17 protein-coding genes are annotated in these 23,544 nt (G+C 64.4%); 9 read left to right on the plus strand and 8 right to left on the minus strand.

The window, feature by feature from the left end; all coding sequences use genetic code 11:
* Positions 1-3: 3 nt before the first annotated feature.
* Complete coding sequence (locus ACFQ6Y_RS05495) at positions 4-810, plus strand: SCO1664 family protein (protein ID WP_378544029.1); 807 nt, start codon at positions 4-6, stop codon at positions 808-810.
* On the opposite strand, the gene ACFQ6Y_RS05500 is transcribed toward ACFQ6Y_RS05495, so the two are convergent.
* Positions 807-1,268: a MarR family winged helix-turn-helix transcriptional regulator gene (locus tag ACFQ6Y_RS05500; protein ID WP_378544032.1), complete on the minus strand. Its 462-nt coding sequence runs from the start codon at positions 1,266-1,268 to the stop codon at positions 807-809. The two genes, ACFQ6Y_RS05495 and ACFQ6Y_RS05500, sit on opposite strands and share 4 nt — an antisense overlap.
* Before the next feature lie 133 nt (positions 1,269-1,401).
* Here ACFQ6Y_RS05500 and ACFQ6Y_RS05505 point away from each other — a divergent pair, with 133 nt between their 5' ends.
* Together ACFQ6Y_RS05505 and mshC are read left to right on the plus strand one after the other, a co-directional pair.
* Entirely contained in the window at positions 1,402-3,489 is a 2,088-nt protein-coding gene (locus ACFQ6Y_RS05505; RefSeq protein ID WP_378630000.1) for an MMPL family transporter, read from the plus strand.
* 10 nt (positions 3,490-3,499) lie between these two features.
* Complete coding sequence (mshC, locus tag ACFQ6Y_RS05510; protein WP_378532915.1) at positions 3,500-4,741, plus strand: cysteine--1-D-myo-inosityl 2-amino-2-deoxy-alpha-D-glucopyranoside ligase; 1,242 nt, start codon at positions 3,500-3,502, stop codon at positions 4,739-4,741.
* 57 nt (positions 4,742-4,798) lie between these two features.
* Here mshC and ACFQ6Y_RS05515 read toward each other — a convergent pair whose 3' ends face one another.
* The 6 genes from ACFQ6Y_RS05515 to ACFQ6Y_RS05540 all read right to left on the minus strand — a co-directional run bounded on the left by ACFQ6Y_RS05515 (position 4,799) and on the right by ACFQ6Y_RS05540 (position 15,196).
* Positions 4,799-8,974: a TIGR02680 family protein gene (locus ACFQ6Y_RS05515; RefSeq protein ID WP_378630002.1), complete on the minus strand. Its 4,176-nt coding sequence runs from the start codon at positions 8,972-8,974 to the stop codon at positions 4,799-4,801.
* A complete protein-coding gene (locus tag ACFQ6Y_RS05520) occupies positions 8,971-10,413 on the minus strand; it encodes a TIGR02678 family protein (RefSeq protein WP_378630005.1) in 1,443 nt (480 codons plus the stop codon). The genes ACFQ6Y_RS05515 and ACFQ6Y_RS05520 overlap by 4 nt, the downstream gene beginning before the upstream one ends.
* The gene (locus ACFQ6Y_RS05525) at positions 10,410-11,915 is read right to left on the minus strand and encodes a TIGR02677 family protein (protein ID WP_230815680.1); all 1,506 of its coding nucleotides are present in this window, start codon (positions 11,913-11,915) and stop codon (positions 10,410-10,412) included. Before ACFQ6Y_RS05525 ends, ACFQ6Y_RS05520 begins: the two co-directional genes overlap by 4 nt.
* Positions 11,916-11,948: 33 nt before the next feature.
* Positions 11,949-13,034: a hypothetical protein gene (locus ACFQ6Y_RS05530; RefSeq protein ID WP_230815679.1), complete on the minus strand. Its 1,086-nt coding sequence runs from the start codon at positions 13,032-13,034 to the stop codon at positions 11,949-11,951.
* Positions 13,035-13,181: 147 nt separating this feature from the next.
* Positions 13,182-14,345 (minus strand): MFS transporter, encoded by a 1,164-nt coding sequence (locus tag ACFQ6Y_RS05535; protein ID WP_378630008.1) that lies wholly within the window; start codon positions 14,343-14,345, stop codon positions 13,182-13,184.
* A complete protein-coding gene (locus tag ACFQ6Y_RS05540) occupies positions 14,342-15,196 on the minus strand; it encodes a PAC2 family protein (RefSeq protein WP_223257810.1) in 855 nt (284 codons plus the stop codon). The genes ACFQ6Y_RS05535 and ACFQ6Y_RS05540 overlap by 4 nt, the downstream gene beginning before the upstream one ends.
* Positions 15,197-15,364: 168 nt before the next feature.
* On the opposite strand from ACFQ6Y_RS05540, the gene metH reads away from it, so the two are divergent.
* From metH to hisG, 6 genes are all read left to right on the plus strand, one after another.
* Entirely contained in the window at positions 15,365-18,934 is a 3,570-nt protein-coding gene (gene metH, locus ACFQ6Y_RS05545) for a methionine synthase (protein ID WP_378532925.1), read from the plus strand.
* The gene (locus tag ACFQ6Y_RS05550; RefSeq protein WP_378532927.1) at positions 18,927-19,625 is read left to right on the plus strand and encodes an HAD family hydrolase; all 699 of its coding nucleotides are present in this window, start codon (positions 18,927-18,929) and stop codon (positions 19,623-19,625) included. Before metH ends, ACFQ6Y_RS05550 begins: the two co-directional genes overlap by 8 nt.
* 12 nt (positions 19,626-19,637) lie before the next feature.
* Positions 19,638-20,498 carry a rhodanese-related sulfurtransferase gene (locus tag ACFQ6Y_RS05555; RefSeq protein WP_378532928.1) on the plus strand — a complete coding sequence of 287 codons (861 nt, stop codon included), beginning with the start codon at positions 19,638-19,640 and terminating at the stop codon, positions 20,496-20,498.
* A gap of 57 nt (positions 20,499-20,555) precedes the next feature.
* Positions 20,556-21,416: a pseudouridine synthase gene (locus ACFQ6Y_RS05560; protein ID WP_378631310.1), complete on the plus strand. Its 861-nt coding sequence runs from the start codon at positions 20,556-20,558 to the stop codon at positions 21,414-21,416.
* Between the two features lie 59 nt (positions 21,417-21,475).
* Positions 21,476-21,739 carry a phosphoribosyl-ATP diphosphatase gene (locus tag ACFQ6Y_RS05565; protein ID WP_003944933.1) on the plus strand — a complete coding sequence of 88 codons (264 nt, stop codon included), beginning with the start codon at positions 21,476-21,478 and terminating at the stop codon, positions 21,737-21,739.
* Between the two features lie 97 nt (positions 21,740-21,836).
* Entirely contained in the window at positions 21,837-22,688 is an 852-nt protein-coding gene (gene hisG, locus ACFQ6Y_RS05570; protein ID WP_378544048.1) for an ATP phosphoribosyltransferase, read from the plus strand.
* A 45-nt stretch (positions 22,689-22,733) separates the two neighbouring features.
* On the opposite strand, the gene ACFQ6Y_RS05575 is transcribed toward hisG, so the two are convergent.
* Complete coding sequence (locus tag ACFQ6Y_RS05575; protein ID WP_378544051.1) at positions 22,734-23,543, minus strand: thioesterase family protein; 810 nt, start codon at positions 23,541-23,543, stop codon at positions 22,734-22,736.
* Between the last annotated feature and the right edge of the window lies 1 nt (position 23,544).

The raw sequence follows: 23,544 nt of genomic DNA on the forward strand, positions 1-23,544 counted from the left end.
GTCGTGGCCGAACCTGGGGTGCCGGACGTTCTGCTCGAGGGTGATCTGACTCTGATCGGTCAGATCACCACGGCGAGCAACGCCACGCTGGTGTGCGAGTCGACTCTGGGGGAGCAGTCCACCCGTGTGGTCTACAAGCCGGTGCGTGGGGAACGCCCCCTGTGGGATTTCCCGGACGGCACTCTGGCGGGGCGTGAGGTCGCGTCGTACCGAGTGTCCGAGGCGCTGGGCTGGGGAGTGATTCCGCGAACAGTGTTGCGGGACGGTCCTTTCGGGCCAGGAATGGTGCAGCGGTGGATCGACACCGTCGATCGCCGCGCGGACGGATCGGGCGGCCTCGAGATGGTCGACCTGTGCAGTCCCGGCAATGTCCCACCCGGATGGTTCGAGGTTCTGCAGGCCTTCGACTCGGAGGGCGAACCCGTCTCCCTCATCCATGCGGACGATCCGCGGCTGCAACGAATGGCCGTTCTGGACGTCCTCATCAACAATGCCGACCGCAAGGGCGGTCACGCCCTCGAGGGCGTCGACGGCTCGGTGTACGGGGTTGATCACGGAATCTGTCTTCACTCGGAGAACAAGCTGCGAACCGTGTTGTGGGGGTGGGCGGGGCAGCCCGTACCGGGCGCCTTGATTACCGACGTCGCCGAACTCGCGACAACTCTCGACGGGGATCTGGGCGACGAGTTGTCCGAACTGATCACCGAGGAAGAGATCGTGGCTTTGGCGGTGCGGGCGATGCAGTTCGCAGAGTCCGCTGTGATGCCCGAACCGAACGGCCATCGAACGATTCCCTGGCCGGCTTTCTAGTCTCGAGACGTTTCCTGCTGTTCGCGAGTTGCGGTCTTCAATCCGGGTGAGCGAACCAATCGCAGTAGTTGTTCGCGCAGCGCGGCGACATCCCCGACCCCGACGGTCAATGCCGCATCTTCCTTCTCGAGCGTCAGCAGTCGCTCGTACGTCTGGCGGCCGGCGTCGGTTATCGCGATCACGCGCCGACGCTCGTCCCGCGGATCGGTGTCTCGGGTGACGTGACCCGCTCGCTCGAGGCGGTCGATCGTTCGACTCATCGTCTGATCGGTGACCCGGGCGTTCTTCGCGATATCGCGTTGCGACGCCGGTCCACCAGCGATCGAATGGAGCACGATCAGGCCCGCGTGAGTCATGTCCTGAGACCGCAGAACCTTCTCCCACGAGTGCTCTACCAGGCGTGCAGCGGTGGACAACAGTCGGCCGGTGGGCCAGTCGTCCAGGCCGTCGCTGCTCATGTTTTTGCCTTCCGTTTGCAATTACTCAGCATGCTGAACAAAATAGTCGGCAAGTCCTCATCTGTTGCCGATCTCTGGAGACCCAGTGAGCACACCAGTACAAAATCGTCCTGTTCGTCGCCTTCGATGGATTGTGCCAGCTCTCCTCGTGATCGGCTGGCTGGCAATCGGAGGGTTCGGGGGGCCGTTCGCCGGAAAGCTCAGCACGGTGCAGCAGAACGACAACACCTCGTTCCTGCCCGCCTCGGCCGAAGCCACCGAGGTCGCGAAGCTTCAAGAGAGCTTCACGGACACACGCTTCGTGCCGGCCATCATCGTGGCGGAACGATCAGGTGGACTCGAGCCTTCGGACTCCACCTTCCTGTCCCAGACCGTCGATTCATTCGTCGGTACCGAGGGGTTCGGGGACGCGTCATCGCCGCCGATCCCGTCAGCCGACGGCCAGGCACTGCAAATGTTTTTGCCGGTCGACAGCACGCTCGAGGTCAAGGACAGTGTGAAAGCGCTGCGCACGGCGCTGGAATCGAGCCCTGATGGACTCACGGTCAAGGTGACCGGACCCGCGGGGCAGGTTGCGGATCTTTCGGCAGCATTCGCGGGCATCGACGGATTGCTGTTGTTGGTCGCCGGGTCCGTGGTGATCTTGATTCTGATCGTCGTCTACCGGAGCCCGATCCTGCCGTTCGTCGTGATCTTCTCGGCGATCTTCGCCCTCGGTTTGTCGAGCTTGCTCGTATATCTGCTCGCGGACGCAGACGTCATCGCCTTGAACGGTCAGAGCCAGGGCATTTTGTTCATCCTCGTGTTCGGCGCCGCCACCGACTACGCGCTGCTCCTGGTCTCGCGCTACCGCGAAGAGTTGCGGATCGAGAAGGACAAGTACGCGGCGATGCGTACCGCGTGGCGCGCGACGCTCGAACCCGTCGCAGCGTCCGCCGGAACGGTCATCGCGGGCGTTCTGTGCCTGTTGCTCTCCGACCTGAACTCCAACCGCGGACTCGGTCCGGTGGCTGCCATCGGAATTGCCGCGTCCTTCCTCGCGTCGATGACGTTCCTACCGGCAGTGCTGGTGTTGTTCGGGCGAACTGCCTACTGGCCGACCAAGCCGAAGTTCGACGCCGACCGCGAGCACCACGACGAGGCGAACGATCACCGGTTCTGGGCCGGGCTCGCTGCTCGAATCGGTAGGCATCCGCGCCGCTTCTGGGTGGCGTCGACGCTGGTGTTGGTGGTCTTCGCGCTGATGATGCCGCAGTTCAAAGCCAGCGGTGTCTCTTCGTCCGACATCTTCTTGCTCGACGTCGATTCGGTTGCAGGCCAGGAGATTCTCGGTGAGCACTTCGACGCCGGTTCAGGGTCGCCGGCCGTGGTGATCGCCAATGCCGACCAGGTCGATGCAGTCGCGGCAGCAAGTCGCGTCGACGGTGTCAGTGATGTGAGTGTCGTCCAGAACGGGGGATCACCGTTGGTTGTCGACGGACGAGTCTCCCTGCAGGCGACGCTGACCGACGCCGCCGACTCACTCGAGGCCGAAGACACGATTGTTCGGTTGCGTGATGCAGTTCACTCCGTGGACGGCGCCGATGCGTTGGTAGGCGGCGTCACAGCGACCGATCTCGACACCAAGACCACGTCGACTCGGGACCGGACTCTCATCATTCCGGTGGTGATCATCGTGGTGTTCGTCATTCTTTCGCTCCTGCTGCGTTCGCTTCTGGCGCCGTTGCTCCTCATGGGCACCGTTGTGCTCTCGTTTGCTGCGACACTGGGCATTTCGTCGCTGGTGTTCGACCACGTCTTCGGCTTCCCCGGCGCGGATCCAGTGGTTCCGCTGTTCGCATTCGTGTTCCTCGTGGCGCTGGGAATCGACTACAACATCTTCCTCATGACGAGGGTGCGGGAGGAAGCGCTGAAGATCGGCACTCGCGCAGGTGCTCTGCGGGGGCTCACAGTTACCGGCGGGGTGATCACTTCTGCCGGAGTTGTTCTGGCAGCAACCTTCTCGGCGTTGGCGGTGATCCCGCTGTTGTTCCTCGCGCAGATCGCGTTCATCGTGGCGTTCGGCGTCCTGCTCGACGCGCTGATCGTCCGATCTCTGCTGGTACCGGCCTTGACCTACGACATCGGTCAGAAGATCTGGTGGCCGAGCAAGCTCGCGTCGACGCCCGAACCGGAGCAGGATCAGCCAGCACCTTCCCAGCCTCAGAGCAGCCTCCACTAGGCTCGGCAGCATGCAGTCTTGGTCCGATACCGCACTCCCGTCCGTTCCCGGTCAGGGGCCGCCGTTGCGGCTGTACGACACAGCCGACCGTCAGGTTCGTCCCGTCACGCCGGGCAAGAAGGCGACAATGTACGTCTGCGGCATCACCCCGTACGACGCCACCCACCTCGGTCACGCGGCCACGTACCTCACGTTCGACCTCGTGAACCGCATCTGGCGTGACGCCGGACACGACGTCCACTACGTCCAGAACGTGACCGACGTGGACGACCCGCTGTTCGAGCGGGCCAATCGCGACGGCGAGGACTGGATGGTCCTCGGCATGCGTGAGACGGCACTCTTCCGTGAGGACATGGAAGCGTTGCGGGTACTACCGCCGAAGGACTACATCGGCGCCGTCGAGTCGGTGAACGAAGTAGTCGAGTTGGTGGAGAAGTTCGTGGCGTCCGGCGCCGCCTACGTCGTCGACGACGCCGAGTTCCCCGACGTCTACTTCCGCGCCGACGCGACCGAGCAGTTCGGTTACGAGTCGGGCTACGACCGCGCGACGATGGAGAAGTTCTTTGCCGAACGCGGCGGAGATCCCGATCGCGTCGGAAAGCGCAATCCTCTCGACGCACTTGTCTGGCGTGCGGAGCGTCCGGGCGAGCCCTCGTGGCCCTCGCCCTTCGGGCCGGGTCGCCCCGGTTGGCACATCGAATGCGCCGCCATTGCGCTCAACCGCATCGGCTCCGGCTTCGACGTCCAGGGCGGTGGCAGCGACCTGATCTTCCCGCACCACGAGTTCTCGGCTGCGCATGCCGAATCGGCGACGGGCGATCGCCGTTTCGCGCGGCACTACGTGCATACCGGCATGATCGGCCTCGACGGCGAGAAGATGTCGAAGAGTCGCGGAAACCTGGTCTTCGTCTCCAAGTTGCGCGGCGAGGGCGTGGACCCCGCAGCAATCCGACTCGGACTGCTCTCCGGCCACTACCGCCAGGATCGCGCGTGGACCGAACAGGTCCTCGAGGATGCTCAGTCGCGTCTTCAGGTGTGGCGGGAGGCAGCGGCCCTCGGTTCCGCACAGTCCGTCACCGACACCGTCGCACGGTTGCGTCAGCACCTGGCCGACGACCTCGACACCCCGAAGGCTCTCGACGCGCTCGACGGTTGGGCACGCCGCGCAATCGAAGGTGGCGGATCCGACGCACAGGCACCCGGCGAGTTCGCCGATGCCGTGGATGCGTTGCTGGGTATTTCGCTTCGCTGAAGTCCTGCTGTGCGCCTTTATTAACCGCGGGCGGTTAATAAAGGCGCACAGTGGTTTCTAGGCGTAGTCCAACGCACCCTCGGCTGGGGTCGGAACCCGGCGCCGCAGCGGCGAGCCCAGCGCCCGCGCCAGATCCGTTCCGTCGTGCTCGGCGAGCAACTCACCGTTGGACCACACCAGCAGCGCGGCGCTGACTGCTTGTTCGGCGGTGGAGTGCGCGAGGTCGTAGTGCGCACAACCGGGCACGTCCGCGTACGTGATCCACAGGTCGTAGCCGGTCATGAAGAGATCCAGATCGAACTGAACGCTCAAGCCGAGAAGCTCGCTGCGACCGTTGTCGTCGACGCCGGCGAAAGCCTCGTCCAGCGCCAGTAGCCGTGGGGCGTGCGGGTCGGCCGAGTCCAACATGACGTGCGCCGCAGCGAAGAGCGGAAGGTGCAGCGACACGGACTGCTCGCCACCGGACAGTGCGCTGTGCCGCGCGACGGTCAGCCGGTCTTCCTTGCCCTCACCGCTGATGAGGGTGAACGAGAATACACGCCACTGCCGGTAGTCGAGCGCCGAGGACAGGATCTCCGGGTACGAGCGTTCGGGGTGTGCGGCGCGGGCGGTGCGGATCTGGGTCGCGAAATGCGCTCGCAGAGTCGCCAGTTCGTCAACCCCGAGGGCCGACGCATCTCGATCCAGCAGTTTCGAGATCGCCCGCGAGCTGTCGTCGAGGTTGTCGGCCAGCACCCAGTGAACGCCGATGGTGTTGCCCGAGGACATGCGACGCTCACGCATCTCGGTGCCCATCTGTGCGATCAACTCTCGTGCGTCGACGGTGCGCTCGTGGATCTGCTGAGCCAATCCGGTCAGTAGGGCATCTTCGAGAATGCGACGCTCGGATTCGGTGAGCAACTGCTCCTGATCGCCGCGAGCGTCGTGGATCCGCGTTGCGAATTCACCGATCGACGAATAGCCCTGATCGTCCTGCACTCGTACGACGGTCAGTCCGTCCGGTGCATCCCATTGCAGGCGGTAGTCCTGTCCGGCGGCGGCGAGTTGCGCGTCGAAGTCCTGCAGCGCCGAGGTCAGTGCCGTGCGGGTTGCCTTGCGGGCGCCGTCGGTGACGCGGACCGCCGAGGTCGCAGCCTCGAGCGCTCGGTACAACTTGTCGACGTCTTCGGGGAGGACAGGCGGGTGGGCGGCGTCCTCGCTGCGATCTTCGTTCTGGATGCGGTAGACCAACTGATCGGGACTCATCCACGCCGCCGAACTGGCCGGCCAGCTCAGGTGCTCCTTGACGCCCAACAATTCCAGCAGGTCGGGACGAGCGTAGGGCGCGAGTCGCTCTGCATCACTGCGGGTTTCGGTCAGGGTGTGACGCAACGTCTCGACAGCGGTGTTGTATGCACCCTCTGCCGTGCCGATCTGGAGGACTGCAGCGTCGTATGCCTTTCGCGCAGCACGCTGCTCGACCTTGCATTCTTCGATCTTCGCGCGCGCTTTCGCCAGGTCGAGATCGATCTGCTCGGCGCTGGCACCGAGAGTGTCGCGGAGCGTCTCGAGACGCTGCACCTGCTGGAGCAGACTCTCCTCGGCGATGGCGGCTTCTTCGGCGAATTCCTCGGCATTGGCCCGTGATTCGTCGAGGCGGTCACGGGACTCGCGCTCGAGTTCGACTTCCTTGGCGTGCTCGCGCCGGCAGCGCAGCGCCAGTTCGCCCTGCTTCTCGAAGTGCCGGATCGCCGCGGCGAGCGAGTCCAGTTCACGGCCGACGTGCGGCGTCCGGTGCTGCGACGCCGTCGCCCGGAGTTGCTTTTCCTTCGCTGCGAGATCGGCGATCGCCGCGTCGAGTTCGCGTTGCGCTGTTTCGGTGGCCTCCGAGCGAGTGCGGAGAGCACCGGCGGATTCGGTGACGGTCTTGAGTGCGCGCAGGATCGAACCGGTCTTCGGCAATTCCTTTGCCGCAGAGTTGATCCGGCTCAGCTGCTCGTTGGTCTGCGCCACCAGTGCCTTGGCTGCATCGACTGCCGCCGCAAGCTCTTCCAGGGCAGCGTCGATCTCGGTGATCCGAGCTTCGCGTCGACGCGCCCGTGCTGTCGTACCGATGTACTCGGCGTCGGCCTTGACGTGCCGGCCACGTGCGACGCCCTGCCAGAAGCGGCCGTCGACGCCGATGGCGACGCTTGCATCGGAGTCGCCCGGTGCCTCGACGAGACTGATCGACGCGAGAATGTCCTGTACCCGAGCGTCGGGTACGTCGGCATTGCCTTCGACCTCGAGGACGTCGGCCAGCGTTCGTCCCTTCGGGCGCTGCTTGACAGGAAGAGCGGTCAGGAATTGCTCGCTGACGTGATCGGGAATCTTCTCGTCCGGGCAGACCCAGCCGTCCAGCAGATTTGCCGCCTGGAGTGCGGATTCGATTCCCGTGGCCACGTCTGGTTCGACGGAATCGGCGAAGCGCACCAGCTGCCACAGCGGTGCACCACCCAGTTCACTGCGGTTGTCGGTGCGTGCGTGGAAGGCAGGCGGAGCGTCGTCGTGTTCCGCCGAGACGGCCTTGCGCTCGGATTTGAGAGCCGCGATGGAGGCGTGTGATGCCGAGATTTCCGCTTCTGCTTCGCGACGACGCTCGCGCAGCGTCTCGGTTCCGGCCTCGGTGTGCTCGGCGAGAACTGCGGACAGCGCCGGCGCGTCCTCGTCGCCGACCTCGGCGAGCGCTGCGTCGAGAGCCTCGAACAGCGACGTGTCGGCGCCGACAGCCGAGAACAGAGAGGAGTGATCGGTCCACCACGCGCGGAGCCCACTCGCGCACTGACTGCGTGCGAGTTCCACGGCAGCTTCGCCCTCGAGCACAGCCGCCTTGGACGCTTCGAGCAGCTCTTGTCCACGGCGAGAGCTGTTTTCGGCCCGGGTTCGTTCGGTCGCCGCCTTCTCGACGGTCGCCAGTGCGGTGCGGACGACGCGTACGTCACCGTCACGTTCCTCGGCATGGCCACGGACGGCTGCCGTGATCTGGTCACTGCGTGAGCCGTCGGGCAGGGGAGTCCAGACGATGCCGGCGTCCTCGGCTGCTGCCTGCAGTTCGTCCTCGGCGCGCGAGAGTGCTTCGGCCGCACGCTTGACCGACGATGCGGCCTTGTCGGCTTCGTCGCCGCGTTGTGCGAGTGCGGCCTGCGCTTTCCGTGACTTGTCTGCCTGCTGCTCGGTCGAGAGCTTCAGCGTCGCGACGGCCTGGGCGAGATCGTCGAGCTGCTGCTTGCCTTCGTACGCGCTCGAGCGTTGCAGTGCTTCGACATTGGCGCGCGCGTTCTCGAGTGCCTGCTCGGCCTGGTTGAATCGCTCCTCGGCAGCTGCCCGCGCCTCACGGCTGCGGGTCTGGGCGAGCGACGACTCGTCCATGGCGGCAACACCTCTGGTGACCGCTGCGAGGCGGGTACTGACCTGTTCGATCTCTCCGCGGGACTGTTGACGCAGGTACTTGGTGTAGACCCCGATGAAACTCTGCGCCGCCTGATCGGCTGCCGCCAGCCCCTCGAGCGCCCGGCCGACCTCCTCCATGTCGCTGAACGAACGCGCAGCTTCGAGGACCAGCTGGTCGTCGAGCGGACGGAGACCGTCGGTGAGTGCCTGCGAAAGGCCCTTCGGGTCAAGGTTCTTCGCGAGCTGGGGGCGGCGAAGCGTGAGAATGAGGTTGATCAGCTGGTCGTAGCGCTGCACACCGAGACCGAACATCCGCGCGTCGATGGCAGTGCGGTAGTCGAGGGGACGGTCGGTGATGGAATCGCTGCCGAGTTGTTCGGCCAACTGCTTCCTGGTCAGGGGACGATCGTCGTTACCGATCAGCGAGAAATCGACCCCGACGCGGCCGTCGGCGACGAAGTACCAGCGAGTGACCTTGTCATTGGTGCGTGTTGCACGCATGCCGATTCCCACGGTCACCGACTCGGGATCTTCGAGTGAGCCGCGGCAGAACTCCATCCACACGTAGGAGTGCGCGCTGTCCTGACCGCGGTAGAGCAGGTTGGACTTCATGGTGCGCTCTTCACCGGCGAACGGGTTGAGGCGCCGCGGTTCGATGCGGCCGTCGAAGACGAACGGGAACAGGACCTCGAGGGCCTTGGTCTTGCCGGATCCGTTGGGTCCTCGCAGAACCAGTCGACCGTCGGCGAACGAGAACTCTTGGTCTCGGTAATCCCAGAGGTTGATGATTCCAGCCCGAGTAGGTCGGAAGCGGGCGTTGCTCATACGTTCTCTACCTCTGATAGTTCGCCGTTGGGGGAAGGTTCGGGGCCGAATTCGTCGACCGGATCCGGTGCGGAGTTGTCCACCGCGAAGTCGATCTGAGGGTCGCGTTCGCGCACGGAGACCACGACGTCGCGGTACCGGGCCAACACGGGCAAGACCAGAACTCCGCCGTCGACCACGTGCGTCAGTCGTAGACGTTGCAACAACCCGAGCGCCTGCTTGCGCAGTCCGTTGTGATCGGCCTGCCACTGTGCCGCGAAGGTTCGCCCGAACTGGTCCACCAACTCGGTGACCTTGTCGGCGAGCCAGTCGTCGTCGATTTTCGGGTACGTGACGGGTTCCGGTGGCTCGGCCGGTTCGCCGGCGGGCAGCACGAAGTCGTCGTCCTCGTCGGCGAGGTCCTCGAAGATTCCAGCCTCAGGGATGGCGGCATCGAGTTGTTCGATCAGGTGATCGTCCGACACGTGCGGGATCGGAAGTTTCGGCAGTTCGGGAGCGTCGACGTCGAGTACGCGGTCGGAAATCTCGCCGGCCAGGAGAAGTGCCACCTGAGCGATCGTCCCGGTGCTCGGGAAGCGGACGTCGGAGAGTCGACCGGTGGGATCGATCATCGCGATTCCCTCGGCGCGACGCTCGGCCACCAACCCCGTCAGGAGTTCGACTTCCGACGCGGTCTTGGGCTGCGCCAACGCGATCAACTCGTGCTGATCGAGTTCGCCGGCCAGTACGACCGGGCGCTCGACGAGAGCCCGACGCACTCGGCGCCCGATCTCTTTCGCGTCCACGGGAATTCCGTCGTCCTCGGAGGCGCTCGAGGTCTCCGCCGCCAGCAGCCCTCGGATGGAGTGCAGGTGCTGCAGGGCGCGCGGCGGACGGAACAGGGCCACGACGACGGACCGATCGATGTCGTAGAGCGCTTCTCCCGCTTCGGGATTGGACGCCCAGCCGTTTGCGTCACCGTCGGCGAGGGCGATGGCGCCCCGGACGCCGAGCCACCCGACGGCATCGACGAAGGCGTCGCGGTCCGACGCACGATCGGTGGACAGTTCGACGCCGTCGACCTGCGCGGCGTCGGCCGCGACGTGATCGGCCAACTCCGACAACGTGATCTGGTTTCCGGCGCGGCCCAGAGCGGCCAGGCACAACGCCAGATAGGCGTAGCGCGTGCGATCGAAAGTTCGCTCGGAGGCAGTTCTGGCCGGTGCCGACGGGTTGAGTCGATCCGACACCGTGAACAGGCGCGCGGTGGTCTCTGTCACCTCGAGGCGGTATCCGAACAGTTCGAGCAAGTCGTCGCGTAGCTCGGTGGCCCAACGGCGCAAGAGCGGCAACGCAATTCGATCCGGGTACGTCGAGGTGATCAGGTGATTGGACAGAATCACACGCGCCGCTCGTTGGTACGAATCGAGGGCAAGGGGCGTGATCTCGCGAGCTCTCATCGAACACTGACCTCGATACCGTCGAGATGCATACGTCCGCGGGCGGTCTTGATGGTGGTCGAACCGTCCGAGGGACTGAGCGTGAGCTTCACCCCGTTCTCGCTACCGGTGGAACTCTTGACGCGTCCCACCACCGGAACGCGCGCGGTCAGTGCTGCATTGAGCAGACTCAGCAAAACTTCGGTCTCCTGCTCGTTGAGTTCGCGTTGATAGACGCCGTTCGACGCGAGAGATTGCGCGGCGGCGCTGCGGGTACGTTGCGCCGCCAACTGCTCTTCGCGCAGTCGGCGGATGCTGCCGTCGTTGCGGGCAACCTTGCTCGGCAGCCCGGGTGAGGGCGGCCGGCCGGTTTCGGCGAGTGTCCGCGCGATCTCCACCGGCGGTGCCTCCCACCACGAACGCGAGTGCGAAATGATGTCGGCGTCCGGATGCACCATCGACAAGTGGCGGGGTCGGCCGAGATCGAAGACAGCTTGAAACAGAGCGTGCGCTGCGTCTTCGGACGGGGTGGCGGCAAACCATCCGGCGAGGTGCCTGAGTTGGCTCTCACGGCTGACGCCGCCGCGACGGGTCTCCGTGACGCGGCGAAGGAGCGCCAGAACTGCGGCGATCGCACTCATCGTGCCTTCACGCAGGCGTTCGGATTCGCTGATCCCCGATTCCGCGGAGACGAACCAGGCGGTCAATCCTCGCCAACGCGCAGCCCAGTCGTCTTCGCGTTCGGCGATCGGGACGAACACCCGCTCGTCACTGGCGGCGGCGAGGCGGATCATGCGATCGACACCGGTGGATTCGACGTGCTCGATCGCTTCCTTGAGCTTCGGGGCGTAGCGCGCCAGATCGGAGCTGAACTCGCGCATGTGCGTGAGCAGAGCGTCCTTGTGCGTGAGGAAAGCCTGCGGAGTGATCTCCGTGGTCCGCACCAAGTCGCCGAGTGTCAGATAGAAGTGCGCGGCTCGATCGGCCATGTCGGAGAGCGTCGAGTCGAGGCGCTTGAGCTTGCGGAAGATCAGATCGCCGTCGGAGCTTCGGTTGGCTTCCGCGAGTTCGGACATGTCTGCGAGCAGGTCCGCCAGAGCGAGACGAGAGAGCGACGCCGAGTCCAGGCGTGCGGCAAGAACGTCTTCGACTGATCGATAGACCTGGTATCCGGCCTGACCGAACTGGTAGACGAAGTGGCGATTCCGGTACTCGGCCAGCGTCGCTGCACGGGTGCCGTCGTAGCTGCGCTCGAGGATCTCCCACACGTGGAGCTGATCCAACAGGGGAGTGACCTCTGCTGCCGACAGGTCGGCGGCCGGATCCGAGCCGCCGATCTTCTCGAGGATGTGCGCGACGGTTCCGGCATGCAGCAGCACGGTGTAGTTGGCCCGAGCATGGTCGAAGGCACGAAGCACCCAGAGGTACTCGGCCCGTTTTTCCGCGATCGTGAACGAAAACAGCTTCAGTCGATTGGTGTCGGCGTACGCGGCGTAATCGGGCGCACTCGTTTCTTCCACCATGACAGGGTAGGCGAGAGACGCCCCCTCTTTTTCCTACGGGCGATCCGTAGCAGGGGATGCGGCGCGTCGCCACTGTGATTCGTTCTCGATCATCCACGTGAGCAGGTGCTCGGCTGCCGCTTCGTCGGAGTCCGGGCCGACCAGAAGATCAGCGAACGCCTGGCTCGGCGCGACGATGCGGATGCCGTCGCGAGTGAGTAATCGATCGAATGCGGACGGTGAGAGGGGAGCGGTGATCCACACGTCACCGCCGGATTCCACACGTCGAAGGCCGAGAGCGTCGGCGAACTGGTCGACGTTGTCGGCATGGAAGTGCGCGCGTTGGGTGGGGGCGTACCGAGCAAAGGGCGCCGCGGCCACCGAGGCGGTACCGGCATAGATGTGACCGCTGAGCTGACGCAGTTGGTCGAAGAGTGCTTCCAACCCGTCCGGCGCGTGAAAGCCGTGAGGCGTTGGTGCTTTGGCCCCGGCCTCAGCCGCCCATTCACGAAGCATCTTCGGCCAGCGGACGTCGCCAATTCCGCCGCGGGGGAGACGCGTCACCAGTTCGCGATCCGAAAGTGTCTGAACCACCCGATAGGTTGCTCCCGTCGACGCACCGGCCAGGCGCACCAAGGCAGTGATCGCCAGTGGCGCCGCGAAATCGGCAAGCGCACGCACGACGCGAGCTGACGGATCGCCCGTCAGCTGTCCGGAAGGACGTCCGGGCCCCCGCCACGGATCGGCATCTGCTCCGCGTCCGCGAACCCAGACGGCGGGTCGATCTGCGGTCAACGACACGTTGCCCGTGGCATCTGCGTACGAGATCGCGTGGGAATCGAGCTGCCGGCGGACCGGCTCGGACAGATATTTTGCGCACACGAAGCCCGATTGACCGGTGGGGAAGCGGTCGGCAATACCGGGAACGTCGCTGCTCAGGACACCGTGAGCGGCGTACACGCCGAATTTGGCCACCGCGCCGTCAGGGGAGCGGAGGTCGAGGCGGAGCGGCGCCTCGGACAGGTCGGGGGAGCGCTGAGTCGACAAAGACCAGGTAGGAGGCAAATTTTCTTCGATGACGGCAACCGATCGCCGAAAAATGTCGATCGGCCGTTCCGGTTCCGACTCAGATTCGCTCATGTTCCAATGGTATCAATATCTGTCGCTGACGGAAACACGAGATTTTGCGAATATAGCTCAACCGGTCGGTCTCAAGACAACGGCGGTCCCTTTCCTCAAACACCTCGGCGTTCGCACCACAAAATGTCCGAAACCAGCCAAGACCGATCAGCGTTGCTTCGGCATCACCAGGGGAGCGACGACGGCGAGCAGTATCGCGGGGATCAGGAAGCTCGCGGCAGGCGAAGAGTCGTAGATCGGTGTCAGGGCCAGGGGAGCAAGGGCAGCGCCGCCGAAGCGCATCGCTTGCACGACCGACACGGCGCCGCCGCGGTTGGGCCCCTCGGAGCCGAGTACCGCAGCGTTGACGCCTACCAGGACGAACTGGCTCGCGACGCCTGCGACAAACCATGCGATCGCGATCACCGGCACCAAGCCGGCGAGGCCGACGACGGACACCAGAACTGCACCGCCCAGGGCGCCGATCATCACGGAGGACCGTGCGCCGATGCGATCGATGAGGATTCCGATGCGTCGGGCCGAGAGGATGCCGGCCACACCGAAAACGGTGAGCAGTAGGCCGCGGACAGTGGGGGACAGTCCGAACTCGTCTTCGAAGCGGAAGGCAAGCAGGAAGCTCAGCCCACCGAGGGCGCCCCAGCCGAGCAGTGCAGCGATGCCGATCCGGAGCACTTCGGGGCGCAGTGCATCGCGTAGGCGTGCGGGAGTAGTTGCCGTCGGCGCTTCGGACTTCGGGAGCCCGACGGCTCCCAGGATGCCTGCGACCACAGCAATGACGAGAAAGGCCAGACGCCAGTCGAATTCGGCCGCGAGGCCGCCGATCAACGGAGCTGACGACTGCCCAGCAGCCTGGAAAGCGCCGAAGGCTCCGAGCGCTCGGCCCAGTCGGGCCTGCGGTGTTGCGGCCGCCAACGAAGCAAGAAGTAGCGGTGTGGTGAATGCGTTCGCCGAGCCCTGCAGTACCCGGGCGGCCAGGAAGACCTCGAGAGTCGGGGCGAGGAAGCACGCCAACGACGCGAAGACGTAGACCCCGTATGCGATCCGCACGGTCCGGACTTTGCCCCACCGTGTCCCGAGTGTCCCGGACACCAACATCAGTGCGGCGAAGGGGAGCAGGTACGCGGTGAGCGAGGAGGCGGCCGCCGACGGCCCGACCCCGAGATCGTCACCGATCTCGGGGAGGATCGAAGCAACCACACCGCCGCCGAACGGGCCGAGGAACCCGCCGGCGTACAGCGCGATCAGTTGAAGTCGGAGGCGCAAGGGGCGCTGTGTACTTCCGCCTTCTTCCTCTGGAGTGTTCTTGCTCACAGTCCGAAGCTGCCGGGGCCTCGCCGTCTGAGGTAGCGCTCGAATTCCGCGGCGATGGCGTCGCCGTCGATCTTGGAGATGGCTTCGCTGATGTCGGTTTCAGCGTCGCCCCGTTCTTCCAGGGTGCGCACGTATTCGCCGATTTCCTCGTCGTCCGCGGTCATTTCGTTGACCGCTTCCTCCCAGTCCTCCGACTGAGCTGGGAGCTCCCCGAGGGGGACCTCGATGTCGAGGACATCCTCGACGCGTTGAAGGAGGGCCACTGTGGCCTTCGGGTTGGGTGGCTGCGACACGTAGTGCGGAACCGCTGCCCAGAACGAAATAGCGGGTACACCAGCACGAACGCACTCGTCCTGAAGGACTCCGGTAATGCCTGTCGGTCCTTCGTAGCGGGTCTGTTCCAGATTGAACCGGGCGGCGGATTCACTGCTGTACGCCGTGCCCGTGACCGGGACCGGGCGTGTGTGCGGAGTGTCTGCAAGCAGTGCACCAAGAATGACCACGGTCTTGACGTTCAGCTGGTCGATCAACTCGAGCAGATCCTCGCAGAAGCTGCGCCACCGCATGTTGGGTTCGATCCCGCGCAGCAGGACGATGTCGCTCTCGCTGCCAGGGGGCGAACAGACCGACAAACGTGTTGCAGGCCAGACGATTTCGCGGGTGACTCCGTCGACCTGACGGACCGTGGGACGGTTGACCTGATAGTCGTAGTAGTCCTCGGAATCGAGTTCGGCGAGCGGCTGGGCATCCCAGATCAGCTCGAGATGTTCGACCGCACCACTGGCCGCGTCACCGGCGTCGTTCCAGCCCTCGAAAGCTGCAACGAGGATGGGATCACGTAGGACAGGGATGTCGCCCTCGAGGCGGTCGCTGCTGTCGACGGCAAAGCCGTCAGGACTCTCGAAGGCCGCGGAATCGTCGAAATCGACCGGGCCGTCGGGAGTGACGGGGAACTCACTTGGACTCACCCACCCAGCCTACGGCCAGAGCTTGTCGGTGCGCCCACTACTCTGGACGGCATGTCTGCCCCATTTAACTCTGCCCTGCTTGATGCGCTGAAACAGCGCGTTGTCATCGGCGACGGAGCGATGGGCACCATGTTGCAGGCCGCGGACCTCACCCTGGACGACTTCCTCGGCCTCGAGGGGTGCAATGAGATCCTCAACGACACCCGTCCCGACGTGCTCAAAGACATCCACCGCGCGTACTTCGCCGCTGGTGCCGATGCCGTCGAGACCAACACCTTCGGTTGCAACCTGCCCAACCTCGCCGACTACGACATCTCTCACCGGATCCGCGAACTCTCGGAAAAAGGCACTGCTCTCGCCCGCGAAGTGGCGGACGAGATGGGACCCGGCCGTGACGGAATGGCCCGATTCGTACTCGGCTCGATGGGGCCGGGAACCAAGCTTCCCAGTCTCGGACACGCACCGTACGCAGTCCTTCGTGACGCGTACACCGAAGCTGCGCTCGGCATGATCGACGGTGGCGCCGACGCCATCCTCGTCGAAACCTGCCAGGACCTGCTTCAGGTGAAAGCTGCAATCCTCGGCAGTCAGCGCGCGATGGAGCAACTCGGACTGCGGTTGCCGATCATCACGCACGTGACGGTCGAGACAACCGGAACGATGCTCCTGGGCAGTGAGATCGGTGCGGCGCTGACGGCACTCGAGCCGCTCGGTATCGACATGATCGGCCTGAACTGCGCCACCGGGCCGGCCGAGATGAGTGAACATCTCCGACATCTCTCCAAGTACTCCACGCTGCCGGTGTCGGTCATGCCCAATGCCGGCCTGCCGCAACTCGGCCCCAAGGGCGCCGAGTACCCGCTGACCGCCGACGAATTGGCCGAAGCCCTCAGTGGTTTCGTCTCCGAGTTCGGACTCGGTCTCGTCGGTGGCTGCTGCGGTACGACACCGGAGCACATCAGTGCGGTGGCCGAGGCGGTCCGTCAGGTCGAGAAGGCCCAGCGCACTCCGATCCACGAGCCGAGCACCTCTTCGCTGTACTCCGCGGTGCCGTTCGAGCAGGACGCCAGCATCCTGATGATCGGCGAACGCACGAACTCCAACGGCTCCAAGGCTTTCCGCGAGGCAATGCTCTCCGCGGACTACCAGAAGTGCCTGGACATCGCCAAGGACCAGACCCGCGACGGCGCACACATGCTCGACCTCAACGTCGACTACGTGGGCCGTGACGGTGCCGCCGACATGTCAGAACTGGCAAGCCGTTTGGCGACGTCCTCGACGCTCCCGATCATGCTCGACTCCACCGAGCCTGCCGTGCTGCAGGCCGGTCTCGAGCACCTCGGTGGCCGCTGCGCCGTCAACTCCGTCAACTACGAAGACGGCGCCGGCCCGGAATCGCGTTTCCACAAGATCATGACGCTGGTCAAGGAACACGGCGCGGCCGTTGTCGCCCTGACCATCGACGAAGAAGGCCAGGCTCGCACCGCCGAGACCAAGGTTGCCATCGCCAAGCGTCTGATCGAGGACATCACGGGAAACTGGGGACTCGCCGAGTCCGACATCATCGTCGACGCGTTGACCTTCCCCATCTCGACCGGTCAGGAAGAGGTTCGACGCGACGGCATCGAGACCATCGAAGCCATCCGTCAGCTCAAGGCCGCCTACCCGGAACTGCACTTCACCCTGGGTATCTCCAACATTTCGTTCGGTTTGAACCCGGCCGCACGTCAGGTTCTCAACTCGGTGTTCCTGCACGAGTGCACCGAGGCCGGTCTGGACACGGCGATCGTTCACGCGTCCAAGATTCTGCCGATGGCCCGCATTCCGGACGAGCAGCGTGAAACTGCACTCGACCTGGTCTACGACCGTCGTCGCGAGGGTTACGACCCACTGCAGAAGCTGATGGCTCTCTTCGAGGGCGTTTCGGCTGCATCGGCGCGTGAGTCCCGTGCACAGGAACTCGCGGGACTTCCGCTGTTCGACCGCCTCGAGCGTCGCATCGTCGACGGTGAGCGCAACGGCCTCGACGACGACCTCACCGAGGCGATGACGATCAAGCCGCCGCTGGCCATCATCAACGAGACTCTGCTGTCCGGCATGAAGACCGTCGGTGAGCTGTTCGGCTCCGGTCAGATGCAGCTGCCGTTCGTGTTGCAGTCGGCCGAGGTCATGAAGGCTGCGGTTGCCTTCCTCGAACCGCACATGGAAGCCACCGACGAGGACGGCAAGGGACGTATCGTGATCGCGACCGTCAAGGGCGACGTTCACGACATCGGCAAGAACCTGGTCGACATCATCTTGAGCAACAACGGCTACGAGGTAGTCAACATCGGCATCAAGCAGCCGATCGCGACCATCCTCGACGTCGCGTTGGACAAGAAGGCCGACGTCATCGGCATGTCCGGACTGCTCGTGAAGTCCACTGTCGTGATGAAGGAAAATCTGCAGGAACTCAACGCACGCGGTGTCGCCGAGAAGTTCCCGGTTCTGCTCGGCGGTGCGGCGCTGACGCGCTCGTACGTCGAGAACGATCTGCAGGAGGTGTACGAGGGCGACGTCAGCTACGCCCGCGACGCTTTCGAGGGTCTGAACTTGATGGACCAGATCATGACGACCAAGCGTGGCGGCGGCCCAGCGCCGGACAGCCCAGAGGCCATCGCAGCGCGTGAGAAGGCGGCCGAGCGTAAAGCCCGTCACGAGCGTTCCAAGCGAATCGCCGAAAAGCGTAAGGCTGCAGCGGTTCCCGTCATCCTGCCGGAGCGTTCCGACGTTGCCACCGACATTGCGGTGCCGACACCTCCGTTCTGGGGTTCGCGCATCGTCAAGGGAATCTCGCTGTCCGAGTACTCGGGCCTGCTCGACGAGCGCGCTCTCTTCCTCGGCCAGTGGGGTCTTCGCGGTCAGCGCAAGGGCGACGGTCCGACGTACGAGGAACTGGTCGAGTCGGAAGGCCGTCCGCGGCTTCGATACTGGCTCGATCGCCTGACGTCCGAGGGAATCCTCGCGCACGCCGCTGTTGTGTACGGGTACTTCCCGGCGATCTCGGAGGGCGACGACGTCATCGTGCTCACCGAGCCGAAACCGGATGCACCCGAACGGTTCCGGTTCACCTACCCGCGTCAGCACCGCGATCGCTTCCTGTGCATCGCGGACTTCGTCCGCTCGCGCAAGGACGCCGAGGCCACCGGCCAGGTCGACGTTCTTCCGTTCCAGCTGGTGACGATGGGTCAGCCTATCGCGGACTTCGCCAACGAGTTGTTCGCGTCGAACTCGTACCGCGATTACCTCGAAGTACACGGAATCGGCGTCCAGCTCACGGAATCTCTGGCCGAGTACTGGCATCGACGCGTCCGTGAAGAGCTTGTGCTTCCCGAGGGCCACACCGTCGCGGAGCAGGATCCGACCGAGGTTGCCGGGTACTTCGATCTCGAGTACCGCGGCGCTCGTTACTCGTTCGGATACGGCGCGTGCCCGGACCTCGAGGATCGTGCCAAGTTGGTTGCTCTGCTCGAACCCGAGCGGATCGGCGTCGAACTGTCCGAGGAACTGCAGCTGCATCCCGAGCAGTCCACTGACGCTTTTGTCCTGCACCACCCGGAAGCAAAGTATTTCAATGTCTGAGTTGTTGACCGAAGTATCCGAAACGACCCTCGGTGGTGTCCTGTGGGACATGGACGGCACGCTGCTCGATTCGGAGAAGCTGTGGGACATCGCGCTACGTGAGCTGTCCCTGCGCCTGGGCGGACCGATGACGGAAGCGACTCGCATCGCCGTCATCGGTGCGTCGAGCCCCTTCGCCCTGGCGACGGTGTTCGACGCGCTCGGCCTGGAGAAGCATCCCGATGCCATCGCCGAGGCGAAGGACTGGATGTACACCCGCGTCGGCGATCTGTTCGAGGACGGCGTGACCTGGCGACCGGGCGCTCGCGATGCTCTGTCGACCGTGCGTGACGGTGGTCTGCGTTCTGCACTGGTCACCAACACCGAGCGAGTTCTGGTCGATCGGGCACTCGGCATGCTCGGCCGTGAGTTCTTCGACCACTCGGTGTGCGGCGACGAGGTCCCCAACGGGAAACCGGCAGCGGATCCGTACCTGCGCGGCGCGCACCTGCTCGGACTCGAGCCGGCGCAGTGCCTCGCGATCGAGGACTCACCGACCGGTACGGCGTCGGCCAGCGCCGCGGGTTGCGCGGTGCTCGTCGTTCCGTGTGAGGTCGACGTCCCGGCCGGTCCTGGCCGCGTGTTCCGAGAGTCCCTGGTGGACTTGTCCATTCACGATCTTCACGACGTTCACTCGAGCGCGGCACGTTAGGCTGGATTTGCTGTGGCTATTCCGAAAATTGTTCTATTCTACCAGTTCACGCCCTTGGCGGACCCGGAAGCGATCAAACTGTGGCAGCACAGCCTCGCGGAGTCGAACAACTTGACGGGTCGGATCATCGTCTCGCCTCACGGGATCAATGCGACGGTCGGCGGAGACATCGAGGATGTCAAGCGATACGTCCGAGGTACGCGTGGCTACGAGCCGTTCCGCACCGCTGACATCAAGTGGTCGGACGGACTCGGTGACGATTTCCCTCGCCTGAGCGTCAAGGCTCGCTCGGAGATCGTGACGTTCGGTGCCCCCGACGAGCTGAAGGTCGACGAGAACGGTGTAGTCGGCGGCGGAGTTCACCTGGCGCCCAAAGAACTACACGAACTCGTCGACAGTCGCGGTGACGAGGTCGTGTTCTTCGACGGGCGCAATGCGTTCGAAGCCGAGATCGGCCGTTTCCGAGATGCAGTGGTTCCAGACGTGGCCACCACTCGCGATTTCGTCGCCGAACTCGACAGCGGCAAGTACGACCATCTCAAGGGCAAAGCCGTGGTCACCTACTGCACCGGGGGAGTGCGCTGCGAGGTGTTGTCTTCACTGATGCGCTCACGTGGCTTCGACGAGGTCTACCAGTTGGACGGCGGAATCGTCCGTTACGGCGAAACTTTCGGCGACCGCGGTCTCTGGGACGGTTCCTTGTACGTGTTCGACAAGCGGATGAACATCGAGTTCTCATCCGAAGCCAAGACGCTCGGCGTCTGTGTCGATTGCGGTACTCCGACGCCGCGGTTCCGCAATCGGATCGACGGCGACGGTCGCACCCTCGAATTGCTCTGCGAAAGTTGTTCACCAGACCTCGAGCAGGACTGAGCAGTGCCCAAGGCTCCGTTGCCGATCCGAAACGGTCTCGGGCCGGATCGGCTGCGGATGCCGGCCGAGTCGTCCGCGCGTACCGTCCTCGAGCACCTGATCGCCGACAATCCGGGGGAGCGGGATCTGTGGGCGGACCTCGTCAGCGCCGGGGATGTCGTCGACGAGCACGGGCGCGAGATCACCGGCGAAACGCCTTATCAGCCGACCCGTTTCGTGTACTTCTACCGCGAACCAGCTCCCGAGATTCCGGTCCCGCACGAGATCGAGATCCTGTACCGCGACGACTCGATTCTCGTGATCGACAAACCACACTTCCTGGCGACCATTCCGCGGGGAGCGCACATCGTCGAAAGTGCGGTCGTGCGACTGCGTCGCGACCTGGATCTTCCGGATCTTGCGCCGGTTCACCGCCTCGACCGGATGACGGCGGGGGTCATCGTGTTCACCGTGACACCGGACCTACGACGGCCGTACCAGGAACTTTTTGCCGAGCAGCGGATCGTCAAGGAATACGAGGCGATTGCGGGCTTCGATCCGGAACTGACTTTCCCGCGCACGGTGCGCAGTCGCATCAACAAGGTTCACGGCGAGATGACGGCCACCGAGATCGAGGGTGAGCCGAACAGTGAGACCTCGATCGAACTGATCGAGGTGATCACCGATTCGGCCGGCCGGACGCTCGGGCGATACAGGTTGCTCCCACGGACCGGCCGGACCCATCAGCTTCGCCTGCATCTGAACTCACTTGGAATCCCGATCGTCGGCGACAATTACTACCCCGAGTACCTACCCGCGGTGCCTGGCGACTTCTCCACGCCATTGCGATTGTTGGCGCGGGCGCTGGAGTACCCGGATCCGATCACCGGGCAGACCCGCAGGTTCGTCAGTTCGCGCAGCCTCGACGCAGGGCTGTGAACACCGCTGTTCGTGGGCGTGTGAAAACCGCTTCCGTCCTCGTGAAAGAATGTCTACCCGTGAAGACCTTCGAATCCTTGTTCGCCGAATTGACCGAGCGTGCTGCTACTCGCCCCGAGGGGTCCGGCACTGTCGCCGCCCTCGACGCCGGTGTGCATGCGCAGGGCAAAAAGGTCATCGAGGAAGCCGGTGAAGTGTGGATCGCTGCGGAATACCAGAGCGATGAGCAGCTAGCCGAGGAAATTTCCCAGCTGCTGTACTGGACGCAGGTGTTGATGGTCGGTCGCGGACTGACCCTCGAGGACGTGTACCGACATCTGTGATCGGAGCTGACCAGCGAGATGTTCGCCATCTCGCTCGTCCAGGGCTTCCGATTCACGTCGTCTCACGTCAACCACACCTTCCGAAAGGACATCCACCATGCTGCGCGTAGCAGTTCCCAACAAAGGCTCACTGTCCGAGTCCGCCGCCGAGATTCTCAGCGAGGCCGGCTACCGTCGACGCACCGATTCCCGTGATCTGACGGTCCTCGATCCCGCCAATCAGGTCGAGTTCTTCTTCTTGCGCCCCAAGGACATTGCGATCTATGTCGGTTCCGGTGAACTGGATCTCGGCATCACCGGTCGCGACCTCGCCGGCGACTCGGGAGCTCCCGTGTCCGAGCGTCTGTCGCTGGGCTTCGGCCGTTCGTCGTTCCGCTACGCAGCACCGGCCGGCAAGGATTGGACGGTCGAGGATCTGTCCGGCCTTCGTATTGCGACGTCGTACCCGAACCTCGTCCGCAATGACCTCACAGATCGCGGACTCGACGCCACCGTCATCCGTCTCGACGGCGCCGTGGAGATCTCGATTCAGCTCGGTGTCGCCGACGCGATCGCCGACGTGGTCGGATCGGGTCGCACTCTCCGTCAACACAACCTCGTGGCTTTCGGCGAATCGCTCTGCGATTCCGAGGGTGTCCTGATCGAGCGCACCGGCGCTCCGCAGGACGATCCCGCCCGCAACCAGCTCATCGAACGCGTACGGGGAATCGTCTTCGCTCAGCAGAACCTGATGATCGACTACGACTGCCCGCGCACCATCCTCGACGACGCCATCAAGATGACCCCCGGTATGGAGTCGCCGACGCTCTCACCGTTGGCCGATCCTGACTGGGTCGCGGTTCGCGCGATGGTCCCGATCAAGGGACACAACCAGGTGATGGATGCCTTGGCCGAACTCGGCGCCAAGGCCATCCTCGCGTCGAACATCCGCTCGGTACGCGCTTTCTGATCACTGCCTGATAGATCTACGCGCATTCGCGCCCGTTCCTGAAAGTCAGGAACGGGCGCGAATCTGCAAAGTCTGGGCGATACGGCCGACGGCACCCTGCTCGTCGTAGAGCACACCCGCACACATGCCGACGCCGTCCGGACCGGTTGTGGTTTCGGCGGCGACACCGACCCAGTCGCCCTCGGGCACGCGGAAGATGTGCACCGTGAGATCGGTGTTGAGGAACGTCCAGTGCTCCGGGTCGAGCTTGGCGCCGACGCCGTTGGAGATGTCGGCCACCGCGAACAAGCGCTCGAGGGCAGACATCTTCTCGCCCTCGACCAGTTCGGGCTTGGGGCGTGCCCACACCTTTCCGGTGCCCACGCACCCGATCGGAGCAATCCAGGACCAGTCGAGGGTCTTGAGGTAGCCAACGCTCCAGAGACCCTCGAGCACGCCCGGGGTTCCACTGTCGCGGGGTTCGAGCGGGGGATCGACTACGTGGACGACGTCACCGGTATCCACCGTCTCCATCCGCCACGCCGTCCCTCGCGCAACAGCGCGTGCAGATCCGTCGGCGGTGGTCGCCCACAGTTCGGCGACGATCAATTCGATACGGCGACCGGGTCGTTCGATCCAGGACCGGACTTCGAGGTCGGCGATCGGAATCGGTCCGAGAATCTCGACGACGACACGCGTCAGACGGGTCTCGTCGCGCGCACCGCACCGCTCGAGGGCTCGTACCAACAGTGCCGACGGGGGAGCGCCGTGCTGCAGCGTCGGGCCCCAGATGCTGACAGTTGCCTGGGTGCTCGCGAACCGCTCGTGCCCTTCCTCCGTCGTTCCGAGGTAGCGGTAATACGAACTGTCCGTCATG

The sequence above is a fragment of the Rhodococcus sp. NPDC056516 genome (assembly GCF_042794655.1).
In the GTDB taxonomy this organism is placed as follows: domain Bacteria; phylum Actinomycetota; class Actinomycetes; order Mycobacteriales; family Mycobacteriaceae; genus Rhodococcus_F.

Coding starts and splice junctions, on each gene's coding strand:
- ACFQ6Y_RS05500 (WP_378544032.1), bottom strand. CDS start 1,268: ATGAGCAGCGACGGCCTGGACGACTGGCCCACCGGCCGACTGTTGTCC.
- mshC (WP_378532915.1), top strand. CDS start 3,500: ATGCAGTCTTGGTCCGATACCGCACTCCCGTCCGTTCCCGGTCAGGGG.
- ACFQ6Y_RS05515 (WP_378630002.1), bottom strand. CDS start 8,974: ATGAGCAACGCCCGCTTCCGACCTACTCGGGCTGGAATCATCAACCTC.
- ACFQ6Y_RS05520 (WP_378630005.1), bottom strand. CDS start 10,413: ATGAGAGCTCGCGAGATCACGCCCCTTGCCCTCGATTCGTACCAACGA.
- ACFQ6Y_RS05525 (WP_230815680.1), bottom strand. CDS start 11,915: ATGGTGGAAGAAACGAGTGCGCCCGATTACGCCGCGTACGCCGACACC.
- ACFQ6Y_RS05530 (WP_230815679.1), bottom strand. CDS start 13,034: ATGAGCGAATCTGAGTCGGAACCGGAACGGCCGATCGACATTTTTCGG.
- metH (WP_378532925.1), top strand. CDS start 15,365: ATGTCTGCCCCATTTAACTCTGCCCTGCTTGATGCGCTGAAACAGCGC.
- ACFQ6Y_RS05550 (WP_378532927.1), top strand. CDS start 18,927: ATGTCTGAGTTGTTGACCGAAGTATCCGAAACGACCCTCGGTGGTGTC.
- ACFQ6Y_RS05560 (WP_378631310.1), top strand. CDS start 20,556: ATGCCGGCCGAGTCGTCCGCGCGTACCGTCCTCGAGCACCTGATCGCC.
- hisG (WP_378544048.1), top strand. CDS start 21,837: ATGCTGCGCGTAGCAGTTCCCAACAAAGGCTCACTGTCCGAGTCCGCC.
- ACFQ6Y_RS05575 (WP_378544051.1), bottom strand. CDS start 23,543: ATGACGGACAGTTCGTATTACCGCTACCTCGGAACGACGGAGGAAGGG.